We start from the raw sequence: 17,278 nt of genomic DNA on the forward strand, positions 1-17,278 counted from the left end.
TTAGGCCTGTTTTCAAGGCCTTCTTTCCCGCCCGGCACATGACAGCCTGACTCGACGTCCTCACAGCGAAAGCAAACGACAGATGAGCACACTGCCCCTGAAAGACCCGACCCTTCTGCAAACGCGCGCCTACATCGCGGGCGAATGGCAAGGCGCCGACAACGGCGCGACGTTCGACGTCGACAACCCCGCAACGGGCGAAACAATCGCGAAGGTGCCGCAGATGAGCACGGCGGAAACCCGCCGCGCGATTGACGCCGCCAATGCCGCGTGGCCCGCGTGGCGCGCCCTCACCGCCAAACAACGCGCGGCGATCCTGCGCAAATGGCACGACCTGATGCTGGAGAACGCCGACGATCTCGCGCTGATCCTGACCACTGAGCAAGGCAAACCGCTCGCCGAAGCCAAGGGCGAAATCCAGTACGCCGCGTCGTTTCTCGAATGGTTCGCGGAAGAAGGCAAGCGTGTGAACGGCGACACCATTCCCACGCCAGCGAGCGACAAACGCATCGTGGTGACGAAGGAACCGGTCGGCGTCTGCGCGGCGATCACGCCATGGAACTTCCCCGCTGCGATGATCACCCGCAAGGTCGGACCGGCATTGGCGGCAGGCTGTCCGATCATCGTCAAACCGGCCGAGGCGACGCCGCTCTCCGCGCTCGCGCTCGCCGTGCTGGCCGGGCGCGCGGGCGTGCCGCGCGGCGTGTTCAACGTCGTGACCGGCGAGCCGAAAGCGATCGGCGCCGAACTGACCGGCAACCCGGTCGTGCGCAAACTGTCGTTCACCGGCTCGACGCCGGTCGGCCGTCTGCTGATGGCGCAGTGCGCGCCGACGGTCAAGAAGGTCTCGCTCGAACTGGGCGGCAACGCGCCGTTCATCGTGTTCGACGACGCCGATCTGGACGCCGCGGTAGCCGGCGCGATCGCGTCGAAGTATCGCAACAGCGGCCAGACCTGCGTCTGCACCAACCGCTTCTATGTGCACGACAAGGTCTACGACGCGTTCGCCGAAAAACTGCGCGTCGCCGTCGAACACTTGAAGGTCGGCCGTGGCACCGAAGACGGCGTCACGCAAGGTCCGCTGATCAACGAAGCGGCTGTGCGCAAGGTCGAATCGCATATCGAAGACGCGCTCGCGCAAGGCGCGCGCGTCATCACTGGCGGCCGGCGTCATGCGCTCGGTCACGGCTTCTTCGAGCCGACCGTGCTCGCCGATGTCACACCGGCCATGAAGGTGGCGCGCGACGAAACCTTCGGGCCGCTCGCGCCGCTGTTCCGCTTTTCATCGGACGACGAAGTAATTCGCCTCGCAAACGACACCGAGTTCGGCCTCGCGTCGTATTTCTACAGCCGCGACATCGGCCGCGTGTGGCGCGTCGCCGAAGCGCTCGAATACGGCATGGTGGGCATCAACACCGGCCTCATCTCGAACGAAGTCGCGCCGTTCGGCGGCGTCAAGCAATCGGGTCTCGGCCGCGAGGGCTCGCACTACGGTATCGACGACTACGTGGTCATCAAGTACCTGTGCGTGGGCGGCATCTGAACGCGGGTTAGAGCCGGGCCCCGGCGGCGCTCGCTTGATCCGCCGTCGGCAGCTCGAAGCGGAACGTCGTGCCCGGTCCATCCCGATCGAGCAACCGTATCTGACTGTGATGCAATTGCAGCATGCGCTGCACGATCAGCAAGCCGAGCCCGCCGCCACGATGCGCGCCGCTCGCACCGAACGGACGCTCGAACAGACCCTCGCGCTGCGCCGCCGGAATGCCCGGTCCGGTATCGCTGACGCTCACCTCCACCTTGCCGTCCTTATAAGCCAGATCGACGTCGATCGCGCCTTCGGCGGGGGTGTGGCGAATCGCGTTGTCGAGCAGGTTCGTCAACACGCGCTCGATCATCCCCAGATCGGCGCATACGTTCGGCAGGCGCGGCGCAATGCCGGCCCGCAACCGGATATGCCGCGCCTCGGCGGGCAACTCGAATTTCTGGAACACGTCCTGCACCAGATCGACCAGCGAAAACGGTTCGAGCGCCAGCTGCACGTTGCCGTGTTCGAGCCGCGCCAGTTCGAATAGCGTTTGCGCGAGCCGCCCCACCTTGACGCTCTGCGCGAGCGCGATCGCCAGATAGCGGGAGCGCTCTGGTTCGCCGAGCGAGTCGGCCTTCAGCGACAGCGTCTCCAGATAGCCGTGCAGCGACGTCAGCGGCGTGCGCAAATCGTGCGAGATATTCGCGATCAGTTCGCGCCGCTGCTGGTCCTGCCGCGTCAGCGCACGCCACTGGTCGCCGATGCGCCGCGCCATCTGTGCGAAGGTCGTTTCGAGCACGGCAATTTCGTCGCGCTGTCCGGCCGGCGCCGAGCGCGGCACGCTCGGCTGCACGTCCGGCGCGCCGTCCGCGTCGAAGCGGCGCATCGCATCCGTGAGACGGCGCAGCGGCCGCGTGATCAGGCCGAACGCCGTCAAACCCGCGAGCAACCCCAACGCCGCGACCAGCGCCATCGACCACAACGTGGTGCGCAACACCGAACTGGCCGCGACACGCGCGGCGAGCGCATCGTGCTCTTCACCGAGCAGGACCACGTAGATGTAGCCGGACGGCGGCTGCCCGTTCGTTTGCAGCGGCGCGGCGCTGAACACCTTCTTGCCGTCGACGCTGCGCGGGTCGTCGCCGAGGATCGGCAATGCGTCGCCCGCGATGAAGCGCCGGATCGGCGCGAGGTCCACCCGCTCGCGCTTGAGGTGCCCCGCGGGCGCGTCGTCGCCTTCGATGCGCCCCTGGTTGTCGAGCAGATAAACCTCGACGCTCGGATTGACCATCATCAACTGGCCGAACAACTGGCGCACCGCGTCGGGTCGCAGGCCGCTCGCGTCCATCAGCGTGGTGCGGTGCGCGATATGGTCGGCGAGGTTCTTCGACAGGCTCTGCACCACCTCCTTTTCGTGCAGATCGCTCGAACGGATCTGCAGCCACGCCGACGCGCCGCAACACGCGAGCAACAGCACGGAGAAAACGAGCGAGAGCCGCTGGGTCAGCGTCAGATTCACGGCGCGTCCTTGTGCGTGGCGGCCTGCGCCGGCGCATCGCCGCCCGCCGCGCTCAGCTTGTAGCCGCGTCCCCAGACGGTGAGGATGCGCTCGGGCTGCGCCGGATCGGTCTCGATCTTCGCGCGCAACCGGTTGATATGGGTGTTCACCGTGTGCTCGTAACCCTCGTGCTGATAGCCCCACACGGCGTTGAGCAGATCCATCCGCGAGAACACCTTGCCGGGATGCTGCGCGAAGAAATACAGCAGGTCGAATTCACGCGGCGTCAGTTCGATCGGCTTGCCGTCGACGGCAGCATCGCGCGTCAGCGGATCGATCCTCAGGCCGGCGATCTGCAGGCTGCCCGCGTCGATGCGCGAATCCTTCGCGAGCGCTTCGACGCGCCGCAGCAGCGCCTTCACGCGCGCCACCAGTTCGAGCACGGAGAACGGCTTGGCGAGGTAGTCGTCGGCGCCGAGTTCGAGGCCGAGAATGCGGTGCACTTCGCTCGAACGCGCGCTGGTGATGATGATCGGCGTGTAACGCGTCATCGCCCGCGCGCGCCGGCAGATTTCCAGACCGTCGACGCCGGGCAGCATCAGATCGAGAATCAGCGCGTCCCAGCCGCCTTGCTCCAGCAGGCGCAGCCCTTCGTTGCCGTCGGCGCTGTGCACCACTTCATAACGTTCATCGCGCAGATGAAGGCTCAGTACGTTGGCGATGTCGACGTCGTCTTCGACGATCAGGATGCGCTTCGGTTGGTCCATGGACGGCTTCGGGTGCTTGCAGGAACATGAAGGAACGCGCCGTAGCAGGATTCGGCGCGTGCGCGGAAAACCGCTTCAGCCGGCGCGGGCCGTGCCGTCATTGTGCAAAATTTTCGGGCGGCAAGTTATCACATTTAATTTAACTTTTCGTGAGGACTTCGACATCGGCGCCGCCCTACGATGAGGCCACTTTCAGGAAACGCGCGCAACCTCGCGCGACCACCCACCGAGGGGCTCATCATGCAAAGCAGAAGGCGCTTCTTCTTTTCAGGCGCGGCGGCGCTCGCCGCGCTGGCCGCCGCGAGCCGCTGGCGGCCGCTCGCCGCCGCGCCGGCGGAAAACGCCGCGCCGGGTGAAAGCTTCGACATTACCCGCACGGACGCGCAATGGCGCGAATCGCTGACGCCGGCCCAGTATGCCGTACTCCGCCACGAAGGCACCGAGCGGCCGTATAGCAGCCCGCTGAACGACGAACATCGCGCGGGCGTGTTCGCTTGCGCGGGTTGCCGGCTCGACCTGTTCGCGTCGCGCACGAAGTTCGACAGCCATACCGGCTGGCCGAGTTTCTGGGCGCCGCTCGATCACGCGGTGGCGACCCGCGAGGACCGCTCGTTCGGCGTGTCGCGCACGGAGGTGCATTGCCGGCGCTGCGGCGGCCATCTCGGCCACGTGTTCGACGACGGCCCGCGCCCGACCGGCCTGCGCTACTGCATGAACGGCGTCGCCATGACCTTTACGCCGGCTGCCACCTGAGCCGGCACGCCTGCTGAACGACCACTTTCAAGTCCGGAATCGCCATGCTACTCATCGTTCTCGCCTACCTCGGCGGCGCTCTCACGATCCTCAGTCCGTGCATCCTGCCGGTGCTGCCGTTCGTTTTCGCGCGCGCCGATCAGCCCTTCGTGCGCAGCGGCCTGCCCTTGCTAGCCGGCATGGCGCTCACCTTCGCGCTCGTCGCGACGCTCGCCGCGGTCGGCGGCGGCTGGGTCACGCAAGCCAACCAGTATGGCCGCTGGCTCGCCATCGCGTTGCTCGCCGTGTTCGGCCTGACGTTGCTGCTGCCGCGTTTCGCCGATCATCTGATGCGCCCGTTCGTGAGCGCGGGCAACCGTCTGTCGACTTTCGCACAGGCCGACGGCCAGCAGGTTCGCGCGGGTTCGTCGTTTCTGCTCGGCATCGCGACGGGCTTGCTGTGGGCACCGTGCGCCGGGCCAATCCTCGGATTGGTGCTGACCGGCGCGGCGCTGCGTGGCGCAAGCGTCGGCACGACGTTGTTGCTCGCGGCCTATGCGGCGGGGGCCGCGACTTCGCTCGCGGTGGCGCTGCTGATCGGCGGCCGGGTGTTCACGGCGATGAAGCGTTCGCTGGGCGCGGGCGAATGGATTCGCCGTGGGATCGGTGCGGCGATGCTGCTGGGCGTCGTGGCAATCTCGCTCGGCCTCGACACCGGCGTGCTGGCGCGGGTGTCGACGCTCGCCACCGGCGGTCTCGAGCAAAAACTCGTGGACCGGCTCTCGCCCGGCGCGATGCGGGCAAAGCCGGTCGTCGTGGACGCTGGCCCCGGCACCCACGCTGACGGTGACGCTGGCGGCGCGATGATGCGCAGCGCCATTCCGACTGCCGCCGACGCCAACCCGAGCGCCACCACCGTGGACGCCTCCGCTTCGATGATACGCACGACGCATGCCGCGTCGGGCGACGCGGCGCCGTTGCCCGTCGAAGGCGCGCTGCCGCCGCTGGACGGCGCGGTTCAGTGGCTGAACTCGCCGCCGCTCACCACCCAGGCCCTGCGCGGCAAGGTCGTGCTGGTCGATTTCTGGACTTACTCGTGCATCAACTGCCTGCGTTCGCTGCCGTACGTCAAAGCGTGGGCGCAGAAGTACAAGGATCAGGGGCTCGTCGTCATCGGCGTGCATGCGCCGGAGTTCGCCTTCGAACGCAACATCGACAATGTGAAGAAGGCCACGCACGAACTCGGCGTGGACTACGCTGTAGCCATCGACAACAATTACGCGATCTGGCGCGCGTTCAACAACCAGTACTGGCCGGCGCACTATTTCGTCGATGCGCAAGGGCAGATCCGCTACCACCATTTCGGCGAAGGCGACTACGCGGAGTCGGAAAAGGTGATCCAGCAACTGCTCGCCGAAGCGGGGCATGCGAATGCGGAGAAGGTCGCGCTCGGCATCGCGGGCACGAGCGCACAAGGCGTGCAGGCAGCGGCGGATAACGCCGATCTGCAGTCGCCGGAAACGTACATCGGCTATCAGCGCGGGGAGAACTTCGCGTCGCCCGGCGGCGCGGCGCAGGACAAGGTGCGCACGTACACGGCGCCTTCGCAGCCCGCCGTCAACGAATGGGGACTGGCCGGCGCATGGAAGGTCGGCGCCGAGCAGGCGGATCTCGCGGCGGCCCACGGGCGCATCGTCTACCGCTTTCATGCGCGCGACCTGCATCTGGTGCTCGGCCCTGGCACGGACGGCAAGCCGGTGCGCTTTCGCGTGAGCGTCGATGGCGCGGCCCCCGGTGCGGCCCATGGCGCCGACAGCGCCGCCGACGGCAGCGGCACGGTCACCGCACAACGCCTTTACCAGCTCGTGCGCCAGCCGGGCGATGTCGCGGACCGCACGTTCTCGATCGAGTTTCTCGATCCCGGCGTGCAGGCATACGCATTCACGTTCGGCTGATCCGGGCCGCGCGTCATCAATCAACGACCATCCATGACTCTCGAGGAACCGGCATCATGAACACGACATCTGCCATCAAGGCTTCGTTGCACAAACGCTCGACCTTCGCCCGGGTCGCGGGTTGCGTCGCGATTGCGGCGAGTGTGCTGGCCGCGCAGCGCATCGCCCACTCCGCCGAAGCGGCGACGAAGATTCCCCCGCCCGTGCGGGACGAACAGGCCGGCGCCACGCATAGCGAAACCGCGGTGTTCGCGGGCGGCTGCTTCTGGGGCGTGCAAGGCGTATTCGAGCACGTGCGGGGCGTAAAGCAGGTCGCAGCCGGCTATGCGGGCGGCGCGGCCGGCACCGCGCACTATGAAACCGTCAGCGACGGCGACACCGGACACGCGGAGTCGGTACAGATCACGTATGACCCGGCACAAATCACCTATGGACGCCTGCTGCAGATTTTCTTCTCGGTCGCGCACGATCCCACCGAGCTGAACTACCAGGGCCCCGATCACGGCACGCAATATCGTTCGGCGATTTTTCCCGCCAATGCGCACCAGCGCAGCGTCGCGACCTCATATATCGCGCAGCTCGACAAGGCGCATGTGTTTTCCGGGCCGATCGTCACGCGGGTCGAGGACTACAAGGGCTTTTATCCGGCGGAGAACTATCACCAGAATTTCCTCGCGCTGCATCCCGACTACCCGTATATCGCCATCAACGATCTGCCGAAGGTGAGCGGATTGAAGCGGATGTTTCCGGAGTTGTATCGCAACGACCCGGTGCTGCTGAAAACCAGCGGGCTGTAGACAATATCCGGCGAGAATCGCTGGAGCATTGCGGCCACTCTACTGCCCGGTATTGCCCGGTAGTGTCCGTATGCTCCAGCGATCAAGGAGTCACGCTCCGTGCTCAGAAACGATGCCGGATACCCGCCTGCACCAGCGTTTGCGAATGGCTGCTCGACGCCGTCGTGGTGTAAATCTGCGCAAACGCGCCAGGGCCGCTTGCGCGCTGGTAGATGCCCGTCAGGAACAGATCGGTGCGCTTTGAGAGCAGATAGTCGGTGGCGAGCGTCACCTGGTTGTAGTGCGGTGAACGGCCGCCCGAATAATCACCGGCCGTGTACACGTACGACACGCCGACAAGCCATGCTGGCGTGAAGCGCTTATAGACCCCCAGTTCGCCGTTTTGCAGCCGGAGCCCCGACGAATCCGAGTAGTTGAACAGCACGTTCGTATAACTCGCAAGCACGTTGAGGAAACCGAAGTCGTAGCTTGCTCCCACGCCCATGATGCGCTGCTGATCCGTGCCCGCGCCGGTCGGGCTGATCACGAACGGCGAACTGAACCCCCACCCCGTGCTGTCGACCGCACCGCTCGTCAGATTCGACGGCGTCGCGTTGCTGCGCCGGTTGAACTGCGTGATAGCCGCACCGAGCTTCAACGGCCCGCTCGCGTAGTTCACACTGCCGCTGAAGCCGTTGTTGTTCGAGAACTGCGTCGAGTTCGACAGGGCAAAGCTGCCGGCGAAGCTCAGTCCCGCGAACGTCGGCGACACGTACCGAACCGAGTTGTTGAACCGGTTGGTGAAGAACATGTTGTCGTTGTCGCCGACATGCGCACCGAAACCCGCGAAGAGATTTGCGGACTCGGCCCACCACAAACTGGCCGTCATCTCTTCGTACTGACGGCCCGCCGTGACCGTGCCATAGCGCGGATTGCTCAGGCCGACGAACGCCTGCCGCCCGAACATGCCGCCGAGCATCGCGCCGTTGGTGATCGAAAAGCCGTTTTCCAGCGTGAAAATGGCATGCGTGCCGCCGCCGAGATCTTCGTCGCCGCGCAGGCCCCAGCGCGGCGGCATCATTCCGCCGTTGGCGAGCGCGAACAGGTGCGAGCCCTTCACGTTGCTCACGTATTCGATGCCGGTCGAAATGATCCCGTACAGCGTGACGCTGCTCTGGGCCTGCGCGCAGCCAATGCCCGCTACGCCCAGCGCGGCGCACAGCCCCGCGCGCCCTGCAGTTTTGCGAGCCAACCTCCAAACCTTCATGATGTCTCCTTCATTAGTATGGCTAATTTTTATTGATCGCCCCACGTATTCAATCCGGCACAGCGCTTCTATTTTTCTGCCGCCGGACGGGCGCGCGAACGCTCCCGCGCCCTGCCCTCCATTCAGTTCGGCCCGAGCGCCTGCGCCGAACCATGCCCCCGCTCTTCGACACTTTCCGGACGGCCCCAGCCGAGAATCGGCACGAGTTGCAGCACGACGGCGATCACCACGAGACCGACGCGAATCGTCCAGCCGCCTTCGTAGAAGCTCGCGAAGATCGCCGGCGGGCCGAGCAGCACACCGAGATAGGTCGCCTGCGCAACCAGGCCGCTGGTCGCGCCCATGCTCGCCACGCTCGGCGACGAAGACGGCACCAGCGTCCAGATGTAGCCGTTGACCGTGCCGATACCCAGCGAAAACACGCAGACCGCAACGATTGCCGCAACGAGTCCGACCATCGGCAGATATAGCGCGACGCCGCCGCACAACATCACGAAGCCGCCGACGATCGCGAGCCGGCCGCCGCGCACACCCGCTTTCAGCAAATGCCCGACGCTCAGGCAGCCGCACGCGACGAACACCTCGGCCAGCGTGCCGATGCCCGCCGCCGCCGGGATCGGAATCGTGTAACGCCGCGACAGGTAGACCGTCAGGGCCGCCATGATACCGGTCTGAATGAACGCGGACGCCCCCGAGGCCAGCGCCACGCGATACGGCCGCGGGCTTTTCACCACGAGCCAGATATCGGCGAGCCGGCGGCTTTGCAGGTTGGCCTGTTTGGCCGGCAGCAGGACGACGGCGCAGGCAAGCAAGGCCATCAGGATCGCGTGGCCGCCGAACGCCCAGCGCCACATCTCGCCATGCTGCGCGAGCGGCGCGACGATGCTCAGCGTCAGACCGATGCCGACTGCCGTATGCGAGGTCCACAGACCGAGCGCGATGCTGCGCCGTGAGCCGCTCGTCGTGCGCATGATGAGCGTCACCGCGCCGACCGTCAGCGACAGATAGCCCACGCCCTGCAACAGGCGGCCGATGAACAGTGTCGTCACATCATGCGCGCCGACCACCACCAGATTGCCGACCAGCGCGAACAGCGAGCCGCCGAAAATCACCCGCTTATCGCCGATGCGATCGACGAGCCAGCCGCCGAACAATGCGGCAATCGCGGTAATCAGCGACGGAATCGAGATGACCCAGCCGGCGCTCGCATGAGTCAGGTCGAAATGCTTCGCGATGTCGCCGATCACGGGCACGGATTGCGTCACGAGAGAAGTCGCGACGGTTCCGTAGATGTAAAGCAGAATGATGCAAGGCCAGCTGCCTGGGGAAAGCATGAATGTCTCCTGAGAAATACGCCTGATTTTTTGTGGCTGTTATTCTTCCGTCAAACTGTGCTTACCGCATTAGCGTTATCCCCACTCGAGCAGCCGGCACAGATTGCCGCCCATGATCAGCTCGCGATCGGTCGCGCAGAGCCACGGCAAAGTCTCGGTGAAGTGCGTCACGCATTGGCGGTACGGATGATGCAGCCGCGACAGTTCGCTCGCCCACACGATCCGTTCGGCGCCAAACGCGTCGAACACGCGGCGCAGCGTGCTGTCCAGCGAACGGAACGGGTACGGGTCGAGCGCGTAGTCGCCGACGCCGGCCGCCTTCACGTGGACGTTCGGGTGCTCCGCGAGCGCCAGCAACGCCGGAAGATGATCGAACGCGCCAGGGCCGGATGCGCCGCGCGGCACGCCGAGATGATCGACGATGATCCGCATCTGCGGATGACGCCGCGCCAGATCATTCACGACATGCAGCGAGTTCGGTACGAGCAGCGCGACCACGAGGCCGGTTTCTTCCGCGATCGGCCAGAGGCCGTCCAGCTCGCCACTGTGCAGCGGCGCGAGCCGTTCCTTGGTGTTGAACAGAAACCGGATGCCGCGCATGTTCGGTTGTTCGCGCCACGCGCGCAGCAGCCGGTCGGGATTGTCGAGACGGCTGTCGAGCAGACCCATCACTGCGAAACGTTGCGGTTCGGCTTGCGCCAGCGCGAGCGAATAGGCGTTGCCGTCGGGGTCCCACAGCGGCGGCACGAGCAGCGCGCGGTCGACGCCGGCCTGCGCCATTTCCGCTTTGAGGACGTCGCCGGTAATCGGTGTGCGTCGATGGTGCCCGGTCGATACACCGTTGGACCAGGCATGGACTTGTGCGTCTACGATCGGCATGGAAGTCGGTTTGTCGGTTTGTCGTGGATAGTGGATAGGTTCGGCGCGGCAGCGGGTATCTGGGCCGTCGTCGTCATTGGCCGCGAAACAGCCGGCCCGCGCCGCGGATTTCGCCGCGCCAGCCCGCCGCGTTCAGCACCGACCACAGCACCGCCTGATTGCTCGTGACGACCGGCAGGTCCAGCGCGCGCTCCAGTTCGTCGGCGGCTTCGAAAGCGCGCACGTTCGCACAGGACAGCAGCACCGCGCGCGTGTCGCCGTGCACCTGCTGGCGCACGACTCGTGCGATTTCCGCGGGCTCCATCTGGGCGGCCGCTTTCGCGTCGGTGAAACCTAGCGACACCGTGCGCAAGACGTTGAAACCCGAGTCGAGCAATGACTGCCGTTCGACTCGCGAGAATTCGTCGCTGAACGGGCAGACGTGCAGAATGGCGTCGGCCTTCAATGCGTGGAGCGCCTCCTTGATGGCAACCATCGTGTTGGTCGAAGGCACGCCGAGCGCCTCCGACATGCGCTGCGCGAGCCGCGCGTCGCAGTCCTTGCCGTTGGCGACGCTCGCGCCGGTGCAGTTGAACGCGAGCGCGTCGGGCGACAGGTCCTTCAGATAGCCGGCCTCGTCGATCGCTTCGAGGTAGGCGCGCGTAAGACTGTCCATCGTCACGCGCCCGGCTTCCTTGCGCAGGCGAATGCGGTGCACGTGATACGACACATCGTCCGGGCAGAAGCTGCGGAAGTCGTCCTCGGCGATGGTGTTCAACGACGGGACAATCATCCCTACACGCAATGTCTTCATCAATTCCTCTCGTCTGCGTTCTGCTCTTTTCTGTTCCACGAGGGCGGCGATCCGCTTTCGCTCACCACCCCGCCAGGTGAAACCAAGTCTATGGGCTTGCGCTTTGCAAGCCCAATCGAAAAACTGCCGGGGTCATCCGTTTTTGCTGTATTCGGGAGTCGGAGTCGTTGCACGCGAATCATCACTGCTGTGGTCCATCGCTTCGAGCGTTTTGCCGCGTGCCTCGATACCGATCGTCAGATACGTGAGGCCGCACACGAACAGACAGAAGGCGAGGAACTGGAACGCGGGAACGATCACGCTAACGGTGGCGGAAGGCATCACGACATTGCTGGAGCCTGCCGTCATCGCGAGACCGAGCGGCCCGAGAATCTTGCCGATCGACCCGGTGAGCCCCGCGTATCCGGAGCCGGTGCCACGCAACCGCGACGGCCAGATTTCCGTCGAATACGCGGCGCAAACCGAAAAACTGCCGTCGGCGAAGATGAATGCGATCAGCAACGGCACCCAGAAGAGCGACGGCGTCAGCAGATCGCCATGCCCGATGTAACCCGCCGCCAGCAGGGCGGCGGCCGCCGCGATCGCAAAGCAGCCCCCCGTCTTGCGCCGGCCGATCCGGTCCGCGAGACCGGCGGCGCCAAGCCGCGCGAGCATGCCGAGCAGGCTGAAGCCGATCATCGTCTTCGCCGCGGCCGCGGGTGAGAATTGCTGGATCTGCGCAAGCAGCGTCGGCGCCCACAGTACGATGCCGTAGTAGCCGCCAATCAACCCGATGTTGACCAATGTCGCCGTGATCACGCTGCGTGGACAGCGCAGCAACTCGAACCATCCGCGCGACGCGGCCGGCTGCGGAACGTCGATCTGGTCGTCGAACGACGAACTGCCGAGTGCCCATGCAATCGAGCGGCGCGCATCCTTCTCGCGCCCTTGCAGGCTGAGCCAGCGCGGCGATTCCGGTATATACGCCGCGCCGATCAGCGCGATCACAGCGGGCGCCGCGCCCAACGCGAAGGTCCAGCGCCAGCCGATGGCCGGAATCACGTATGCACCGCTGAACGCGCCGAGCAGCAGGCCGCCGGTCGTGATCGCCGAGACGATGCCGGTCAGCATGCCGCGCCGCCGCGGCGGCGTGAACTCGTGAACAAGCGCGATCTGGATGAAGTAGCCCGCCGTACAGAAGCCGATCACGACGCGCAACGCCGCCATATAGATCCAGCCGTGCTCGGGCGTGAACGCGAGGCCCACACTGGCCGCCGCAAGCAGCAGCAACGAAATGACGAACACGGGCTTGCGACCGAAGCGATCCGCCATGCTGCCCCACACGATCCCACCGACGATCGCGCCCGCCCCCGACGAGAGCAGCACGGCACCCATGATCCCGTACGTCAGCCCCCACGGCTTGATCAGATAGGCCATGATGAAACCGATCAGATACGCGTCCCAGAACTCCAGCATGCTGCCGACACCGACCAGACCCAGCAGCAGCCGTTGATTGCCGGACAGACGGGTCTGTTCCTGAAACGGGCTGCGCCCGCTATTGATTTGAAGCATGATTGTCTCCGTCTCCATCTTTCATTGCTTTTAATTCGCATGGCTAATCGTTTGATATGGAGCCGATCCGCCAGCACCCTTAGGGTCGTGCGATTCAGGAGCGCGGTTTGCGGCCGGGCGGCTGCAACGGCACCTTCGGTGCCCGCAATTCGGACGCCTGCTCCGCGCCCGGCTCGCCGGCGATGGCCGTCGCGTTCCTCTTCAGATGATGCAAGAACGCCGCCTGCACGTCGTTCGGCCGCCAGTCCCGTTTCGTCGTGATGCCGACGATCGGTCCGTCCCACGGCACGTCCACCGGCAGCGGCGCAATGAAGCCGAAGCGCCGTTCGCTGAGCACTTCGGTCCAGCTGAGCACCGTCAGCATCTCCGCGTCGTACAACGTGATGCGGATGGTCGACAGCGAGTAGGTCTCGATGCTCGCCGCCGGCGGCGTAGTCTCGGCAAAGATATGCTCATAGGCTTCGCGGCGCGGCGAGCCCTTGGGCGGCAACACCCATTGATAGCGCGTCAACGCGTCGACGGTGATCACGTTCTGCCGCGTCAACGGATGCTCACGGCTCGCCACTACGCAATAACGCTCGCGATACAGCGGCTCCTCGACGAAGTCGAACGCCTTGCCCGGCTGTTTCAGCAGTCCGAGCATGAAGTCGATCTCGCCGCGCAGCAGCTTGTTGAGCAGCGTCTCGTACGTGCCGCTCAGCACCACGACGCGGGCATCGGGAAACTGCGCGGTGAGCGAGCGGATCGCATTGACGATCAGAATGGTCGGATCGAGCAACAGCACGCCCACCGTGACCGTGCGCTCCTTCGGAAATTCATAGGTATTGACGGTTTCGACCAGTGCCACGATCTGGCTCGACACGAATTTCAGCCGTCGTGCGAATTCGGTGCCGGTCTCCGTCGTGTTGATGCCCGCCGCCGTATGCCGGTACAACTGGCCGCCCAGATTCTGTTCGAGCGTGCGCGCCGCGCGCTGCAACGAGGCTTCGGTAATGCCCAGCATCCGCGCGGCCGCGCGAAACGAACCGCACTCCTCAATCGCGATCAGGCAACGCATCTGCGTACGCGTGATGCTGCTCGCCAACGCCAGCGGCGACACCTTGCGCGTGCTGCCGACCAGTTGCGCAGCTTCCACGGCGAACTGCAGGATCTTCTTCGTGCGCACCAGCGCGGCGACGCCGACCGGCGTCAGATACGTGCCGGTCGCCGATCGCTCGAACAGCGCGACCCCGAGGATGCCTTCGAGCGTCGCGATGCACGAGGTGGTTGCGGGCTGCGAACGCAGCAGTTCCTGCGACGCCTGCGTGACGTTTTCATGGCGCGCGACAGCCTCGAAGACCCGCAGTTGCCAGACGCTGGGCAGGTCTTTCTCCGACACCGTCGTCTCGATTCGTCGCATCGCAATGCCTGAATGAAAGTTCGTCACGTGGTCCCGTCGCGGGCCGGTTGGCCCAAGCAGGTGCTACTCCTGAGCGACCTCGTTGCGCAAGGTCCCGATCCGGTCGATCGAAATCTCGCACACGTCCCCCACTTTCATGAACACCGGCGGTGTACGCGAGAAGCCGACGCCGCTCGGCGTGCCCGTCGCGAGGATGTCGCCAGGGTACAGCGGCGCGATGGTCGACACATATTCGATGAAACGCGGAATCTTGTGAAGCATCGCGCTGACGGACTCGTCCTGCATGACTTGCCCGTTCAGCGTGGTCTTGATCCGCAACTGTTCGACGTCTTCGATCTCGCGGCGCGGCACGATCCACGGACCGATCGATCCGCTGCGGTAAAAGTTTTTACCCGGCGTGATCTGCCGCGTGTGGAATTGCCAGTCGCGCACACTGCCTTCGTTCATGATTGTAAAGCCGGCAATATGTTCGAAGGCTTCTTCCGCCTTGATCCGGTAACCCGGCTTGCCGATCACGACGACCAGTTCGCCTTCGAAGTCGAACTGCTCGCTCACGCCCGGATGCAGCAGCGTCTGACCGTGGCCTACCAGCGAATCGGCCGCGCGCGCGAACAACGCCGGCGACTTCGGCAGTTCCTGCACCCGTCCGGCGCTCTGCACTTCGTTGTGATGTTCGGCGTAATTCAACGCGAGGCACCAGATGTGAACCGGCGCAGCGATCGGCGGCAGAAAGCGGATGCGCTCGAGCGAATAATCGGCGGGCTCGGAGGCGGCGGCGGCCACGTGCGGCGGGAAGCCTGCCGCGACCAACGCCTTCAGGTCCGCGTATTCGCCGCCGAAGCGCTTGCCGAGATCCACCACGCCAGTGCCGGCGACAATCCCGTAAGTGGTGCGCCCGTCGATTTCAAAGCTGGAATATTTCACTTTCGTTTTCTCCGTTAGACCAGGCCGGCGTATGAACCGCCGTCCAGTTGCAAGTTCTGTCCCGAGAGGTAGCCCGCCTGCGCGCTGCACAGGAACGCGCACGCATCGCCGAATTCCATCGGGTCCCCGAGGCGCTTTGCGGCGATCGTCGCCGCGATCCGCTGCCTCGCTTCGGCAAGGGTGATGCCGTCCTTCTTCACCATCCGCTGCGCCATGTATTGCTGACGATCGGTGTCGAACCGTTCAGGCAGCATGTTGTTGATCGTCACGTTGTCGACCACGCTGTCGCGCTGCACCGATTTGCTGAGCGCGGTAAGCGCCGCGCGCACTGCGGCGGACAGGCCCATCATTGCGCTCGGCGACTTGACCATCGCGGACGTGATGTTGACGATGCGCCCGAAGCGCCGCTCGCGCATGCCCGGCACGTACGCCTTGATCAGAAAGATCGGTGCGAGCATGTTCGCTTCGACCGCGCCGAGCCAGTCTTCGCGGCTCCAGTCGCCGATCTTGCCGGGCTCCGGCCCGGCGTTGTTGTTGATCAGAATGTCCGGTGCGGGACAGGCTTGCACGAGGCTCGCACGTCCCTCCTCCGTGTTCAGGTCGGCGACGACGATGCGCGGACGCTGTCCCGCGATCGACTCGATCTGCGCGGCTGCGCTCTCCAGCGTGTCGCGATTGCGGCCGTTGATCGTAACCTCGCATCCCTCGCGTGCCAGCGCCGTCGCGCACGCGAGTCCCAAACCGCGCGACGATGCGCAGACCAGTGCTTTCTTTCCGGCGATTCCCAGATCCATGACGTGTCCTCGATGACTGTTCAGCTCGCTCGCGCCGCAACCCGATCTTTGAGTCGCGGATAGAGGTTCAAAGCATTGCCGGCAAACACCTGCTGCCGGTCGCAATCGCACAGGTGCGGTGTGGCGGCGAGATAGCGGCCGGTGTCGTCGTAGTGATGGCCGGTCTCCGGATCGATGCCCTTGACCGCGCCGATCATCTCCGAGCCGAAGATGATGTTGCGGTGAGGAATGACCTTCGTGAGCAGATCGATGCCGGCCTGGTGGTACACGCAGGTATCGAAGAACACGTTTTTCAGCAGGCCTTGATCGAGCCGCTCGAAGCCCATGTCCTGCGCAAGACCCCGGTAGCGTCCCCAGTGATACGGCACCGCGCCGCCACCGTGCGGGATGATGAAGCGCAGCGTGGGGAAGTCCTTGAAGAGTTGCGGCGAGAGCAGCAGTTGCATGAATGCCGTCGTGTCGCCGTTCAGGTAGTGCGCGCCGACGTGGTGGAAACACGGGTTGCACGAACTGCTCACGTGGATCATCGCGGGCACGTCCAGCTCCACCATCTTCTCGTAGAGCGGATAGTAAATGCGATCGGTCAGCGGCCTGTCGGTCCAGTAGCCGCCAGCCGGGTCCGGGTTCAGATTGCAGCCGACGAAACCCAGCTCCACGACACAGCGTTCGAGTTCTTTCGCCGACGCGTCGAGTCCCTGCCCTGGCGATTGCGGCAACTGGCAGACGCCTGCGAAGTTCTCCGGATACAGCGAGCAGACCCGATGGATCAGATCGTTACAAATCCTCGACCACTCGATACTGTTCTCCAGCGTGCCGAGGTGGTGCCCCATCTGACCGGCGATCGGCGAGAACAGCGTGAGATCGAGACCGCGAGCGCGTTGCTCTCTCAGCTGGCCGGTTTCCAATGCGGCGCGCAGTTCGTCGTCGGAAATATTGAGCGGTGCGCCGTAAAAGCCGCCGCCGTTTTCCAGTTGCCGGCGCCGCCACTCGTGCAGTGTTTTCGGCACTGTCGTGAAGTGCCCGTGACAATCAATAATCATCGTGATTTACCGTTGTGTTCGTTGCGCCATGTCGCGCGTCAGAA

The 17,278-nt window shown here is 64.9% G+C and carries 15 protein-coding genes; 4 read left to right on the forward strand and 11 right to left on the reverse strand.

All coding sequences use genetic code 11. The annotated features are described in order from the left end of the window. Positions 1–82: 82 nt before the first annotated feature. Positions 83–1,543 (forward strand): NADP-dependent succinate-semialdehyde dehydrogenase, encoded by a 1,461-nt coding sequence (gene gabD / locus CIC12_RS28360; RefSeq protein WP_168669140.1) that lies wholly within the window; start codon positions 83–85, stop codon positions 1,541–1,543. A gap of 7 nt (positions 1,544–1,550) precedes the next feature. Here the strand turns inward: gabD and CIC12_RS28365 are convergent, their stop codons facing one another. Together CIC12_RS28365 and CIC12_RS28370 are read right to left on the reverse strand one after the other, a co-directional pair. Next, positions 1,551–3,044, reverse strand: coding sequence for an ATP-binding protein (locus tag CIC12_RS28365; RefSeq protein ID WP_168669142.1), 1,494 nt, complete (start codon positions 3,042–3,044; stop codon positions 1,551–1,553). Then, positions 3,041–3,790, reverse strand: coding sequence for a response regulator transcription factor (locus CIC12_RS28370; RefSeq protein ID WP_168669144.1), 750 nt, complete (start codon positions 3,788–3,790; stop codon positions 3,041–3,043). The genes CIC12_RS28365 and CIC12_RS28370 overlap by 4 nt, the downstream gene beginning before the upstream one ends. A 240-nt stretch (positions 3,791–4,030) precedes the next feature. Between CIC12_RS28370 and msrB the strand changes: the two genes are divergently transcribed. The 3 genes from msrB to msrA are packed head-to-tail and all read left to right on the forward strand — an operon-like array spanning position 4,031 to position 7,274. Next, positions 4,031–4,543: a peptide-methionine (R)-S-oxide reductase MsrB gene (gene msrB / locus CIC12_RS28375; protein WP_168669146.1), complete on the forward strand. Its 513-nt coding sequence runs from the start codon at positions 4,031–4,033 to the stop codon at positions 4,541–4,543. 44 nt (positions 4,544–4,587) lie between these two features. After that, complete coding sequence (locus tag CIC12_RS28380; RefSeq protein WP_168669148.1) at positions 4,588–6,477, forward strand: cytochrome c biogenesis protein DipZ; 1,890 nt, start codon at positions 4,588–4,590, stop codon at positions 6,475–6,477. Between the two features lie 56 nt (positions 6,478–6,533). After that, positions 6,534–7,274: a peptide-methionine (S)-S-oxide reductase MsrA gene (gene msrA / locus CIC12_RS28385; RefSeq protein WP_168669150.1), complete on the forward strand. Its 741-nt coding sequence runs from the start codon at positions 6,534–6,536 to the stop codon at positions 7,272–7,274. Positions 7,275–7,377: 103 nt separating this feature from the next. Here the strand turns inward: msrA and CIC12_RS28390 are convergent, their stop codons facing one another. The 9 genes from CIC12_RS28390 to CIC12_RS28430 all read right to left on the reverse strand — a co-directional run bounded on the left by CIC12_RS28390 (position 7,378) and on the right by CIC12_RS28430 (position 17,234). Then, complete coding sequence (locus tag CIC12_RS28390) at positions 7,378–8,520, reverse strand: porin (protein ID WP_168669152.1); 1,143 nt, start codon at positions 8,518–8,520, stop codon at positions 7,378–7,380. 122 nt (positions 8,521–8,642) lie between these two features. Beyond that, a complete protein-coding gene (locus tag CIC12_RS28395; protein WP_168669154.1) occupies positions 8,643–9,854 on the reverse strand; it encodes an MFS transporter in 1,212 nt (403 codons plus the stop codon). Positions 9,855–9,929: 75 nt separating this feature from the next. Then, on the reverse strand, positions 9,930–10,733 hold the full coding sequence (locus CIC12_RS28400) for an amidohydrolase family protein (protein ID WP_168669156.1): 804 nt from the start codon (positions 10,731–10,733) through the stop codon (positions 9,930–9,932). A 73-nt stretch (positions 10,734–10,806) separates the two neighbouring features. Next, the gene (locus CIC12_RS28405) at positions 10,807–11,526 is read right to left on the reverse strand and encodes a maleate cis-trans isomerase family protein (protein ID WP_168669158.1); all 720 of its coding nucleotides are present in this window, start codon (positions 11,524–11,526) and stop codon (positions 10,807–10,809) included. A gap of 132 nt (positions 11,527–11,658) precedes the next feature. Beyond that, positions 11,659–13,077: an MFS transporter gene (locus CIC12_RS28410; RefSeq protein WP_168669159.1), complete on the reverse strand. Its 1,419-nt coding sequence runs from the start codon at positions 13,075–13,077 to the stop codon at positions 11,659–11,661. A 94-nt stretch (positions 13,078–13,171) separates the two neighbouring features. After that, positions 13,172–14,476 (reverse strand): LysR family transcriptional regulator, encoded by a 1,305-nt coding sequence (locus tag CIC12_RS28415; RefSeq protein ID WP_168669160.1) that lies wholly within the window; start codon positions 14,474–14,476, stop codon positions 13,172–13,174. Between the two features lie 63 nt (positions 14,477–14,539). Beyond that, a complete protein-coding gene (locus tag CIC12_RS28420) occupies positions 14,540–15,400 on the reverse strand; it encodes a fumarylacetoacetate hydrolase family protein (protein WP_168669163.1) in 861 nt (286 codons plus the stop codon). 14 nt (positions 15,401–15,414) lie between these two features. Next, a complete protein-coding gene (locus CIC12_RS28425; protein ID WP_168669164.1) occupies positions 15,415–16,194 on the reverse strand; it encodes an SDR family oxidoreductase in 780 nt (259 codons plus the stop codon). 20 nt (positions 16,195–16,214) lie between these two features. Next, on the reverse strand, positions 16,215–17,234 hold the full coding sequence (locus CIC12_RS28430; protein ID WP_168669166.1) for an amidohydrolase family protein: 1,020 nt from the start codon (positions 17,232–17,234) through the stop codon (positions 16,215–16,217). Between the last annotated feature and the right edge of the window lie 44 nt (positions 17,235–17,278).

The sequence above is a fragment of the Paraburkholderia sp. SG-MS1 genome (assembly GCF_012275575.1).
Classification (GTDB): Bacteria; Pseudomonadota; Gammaproteobacteria; order Burkholderiales; family Burkholderiaceae; genus Paraburkholderia.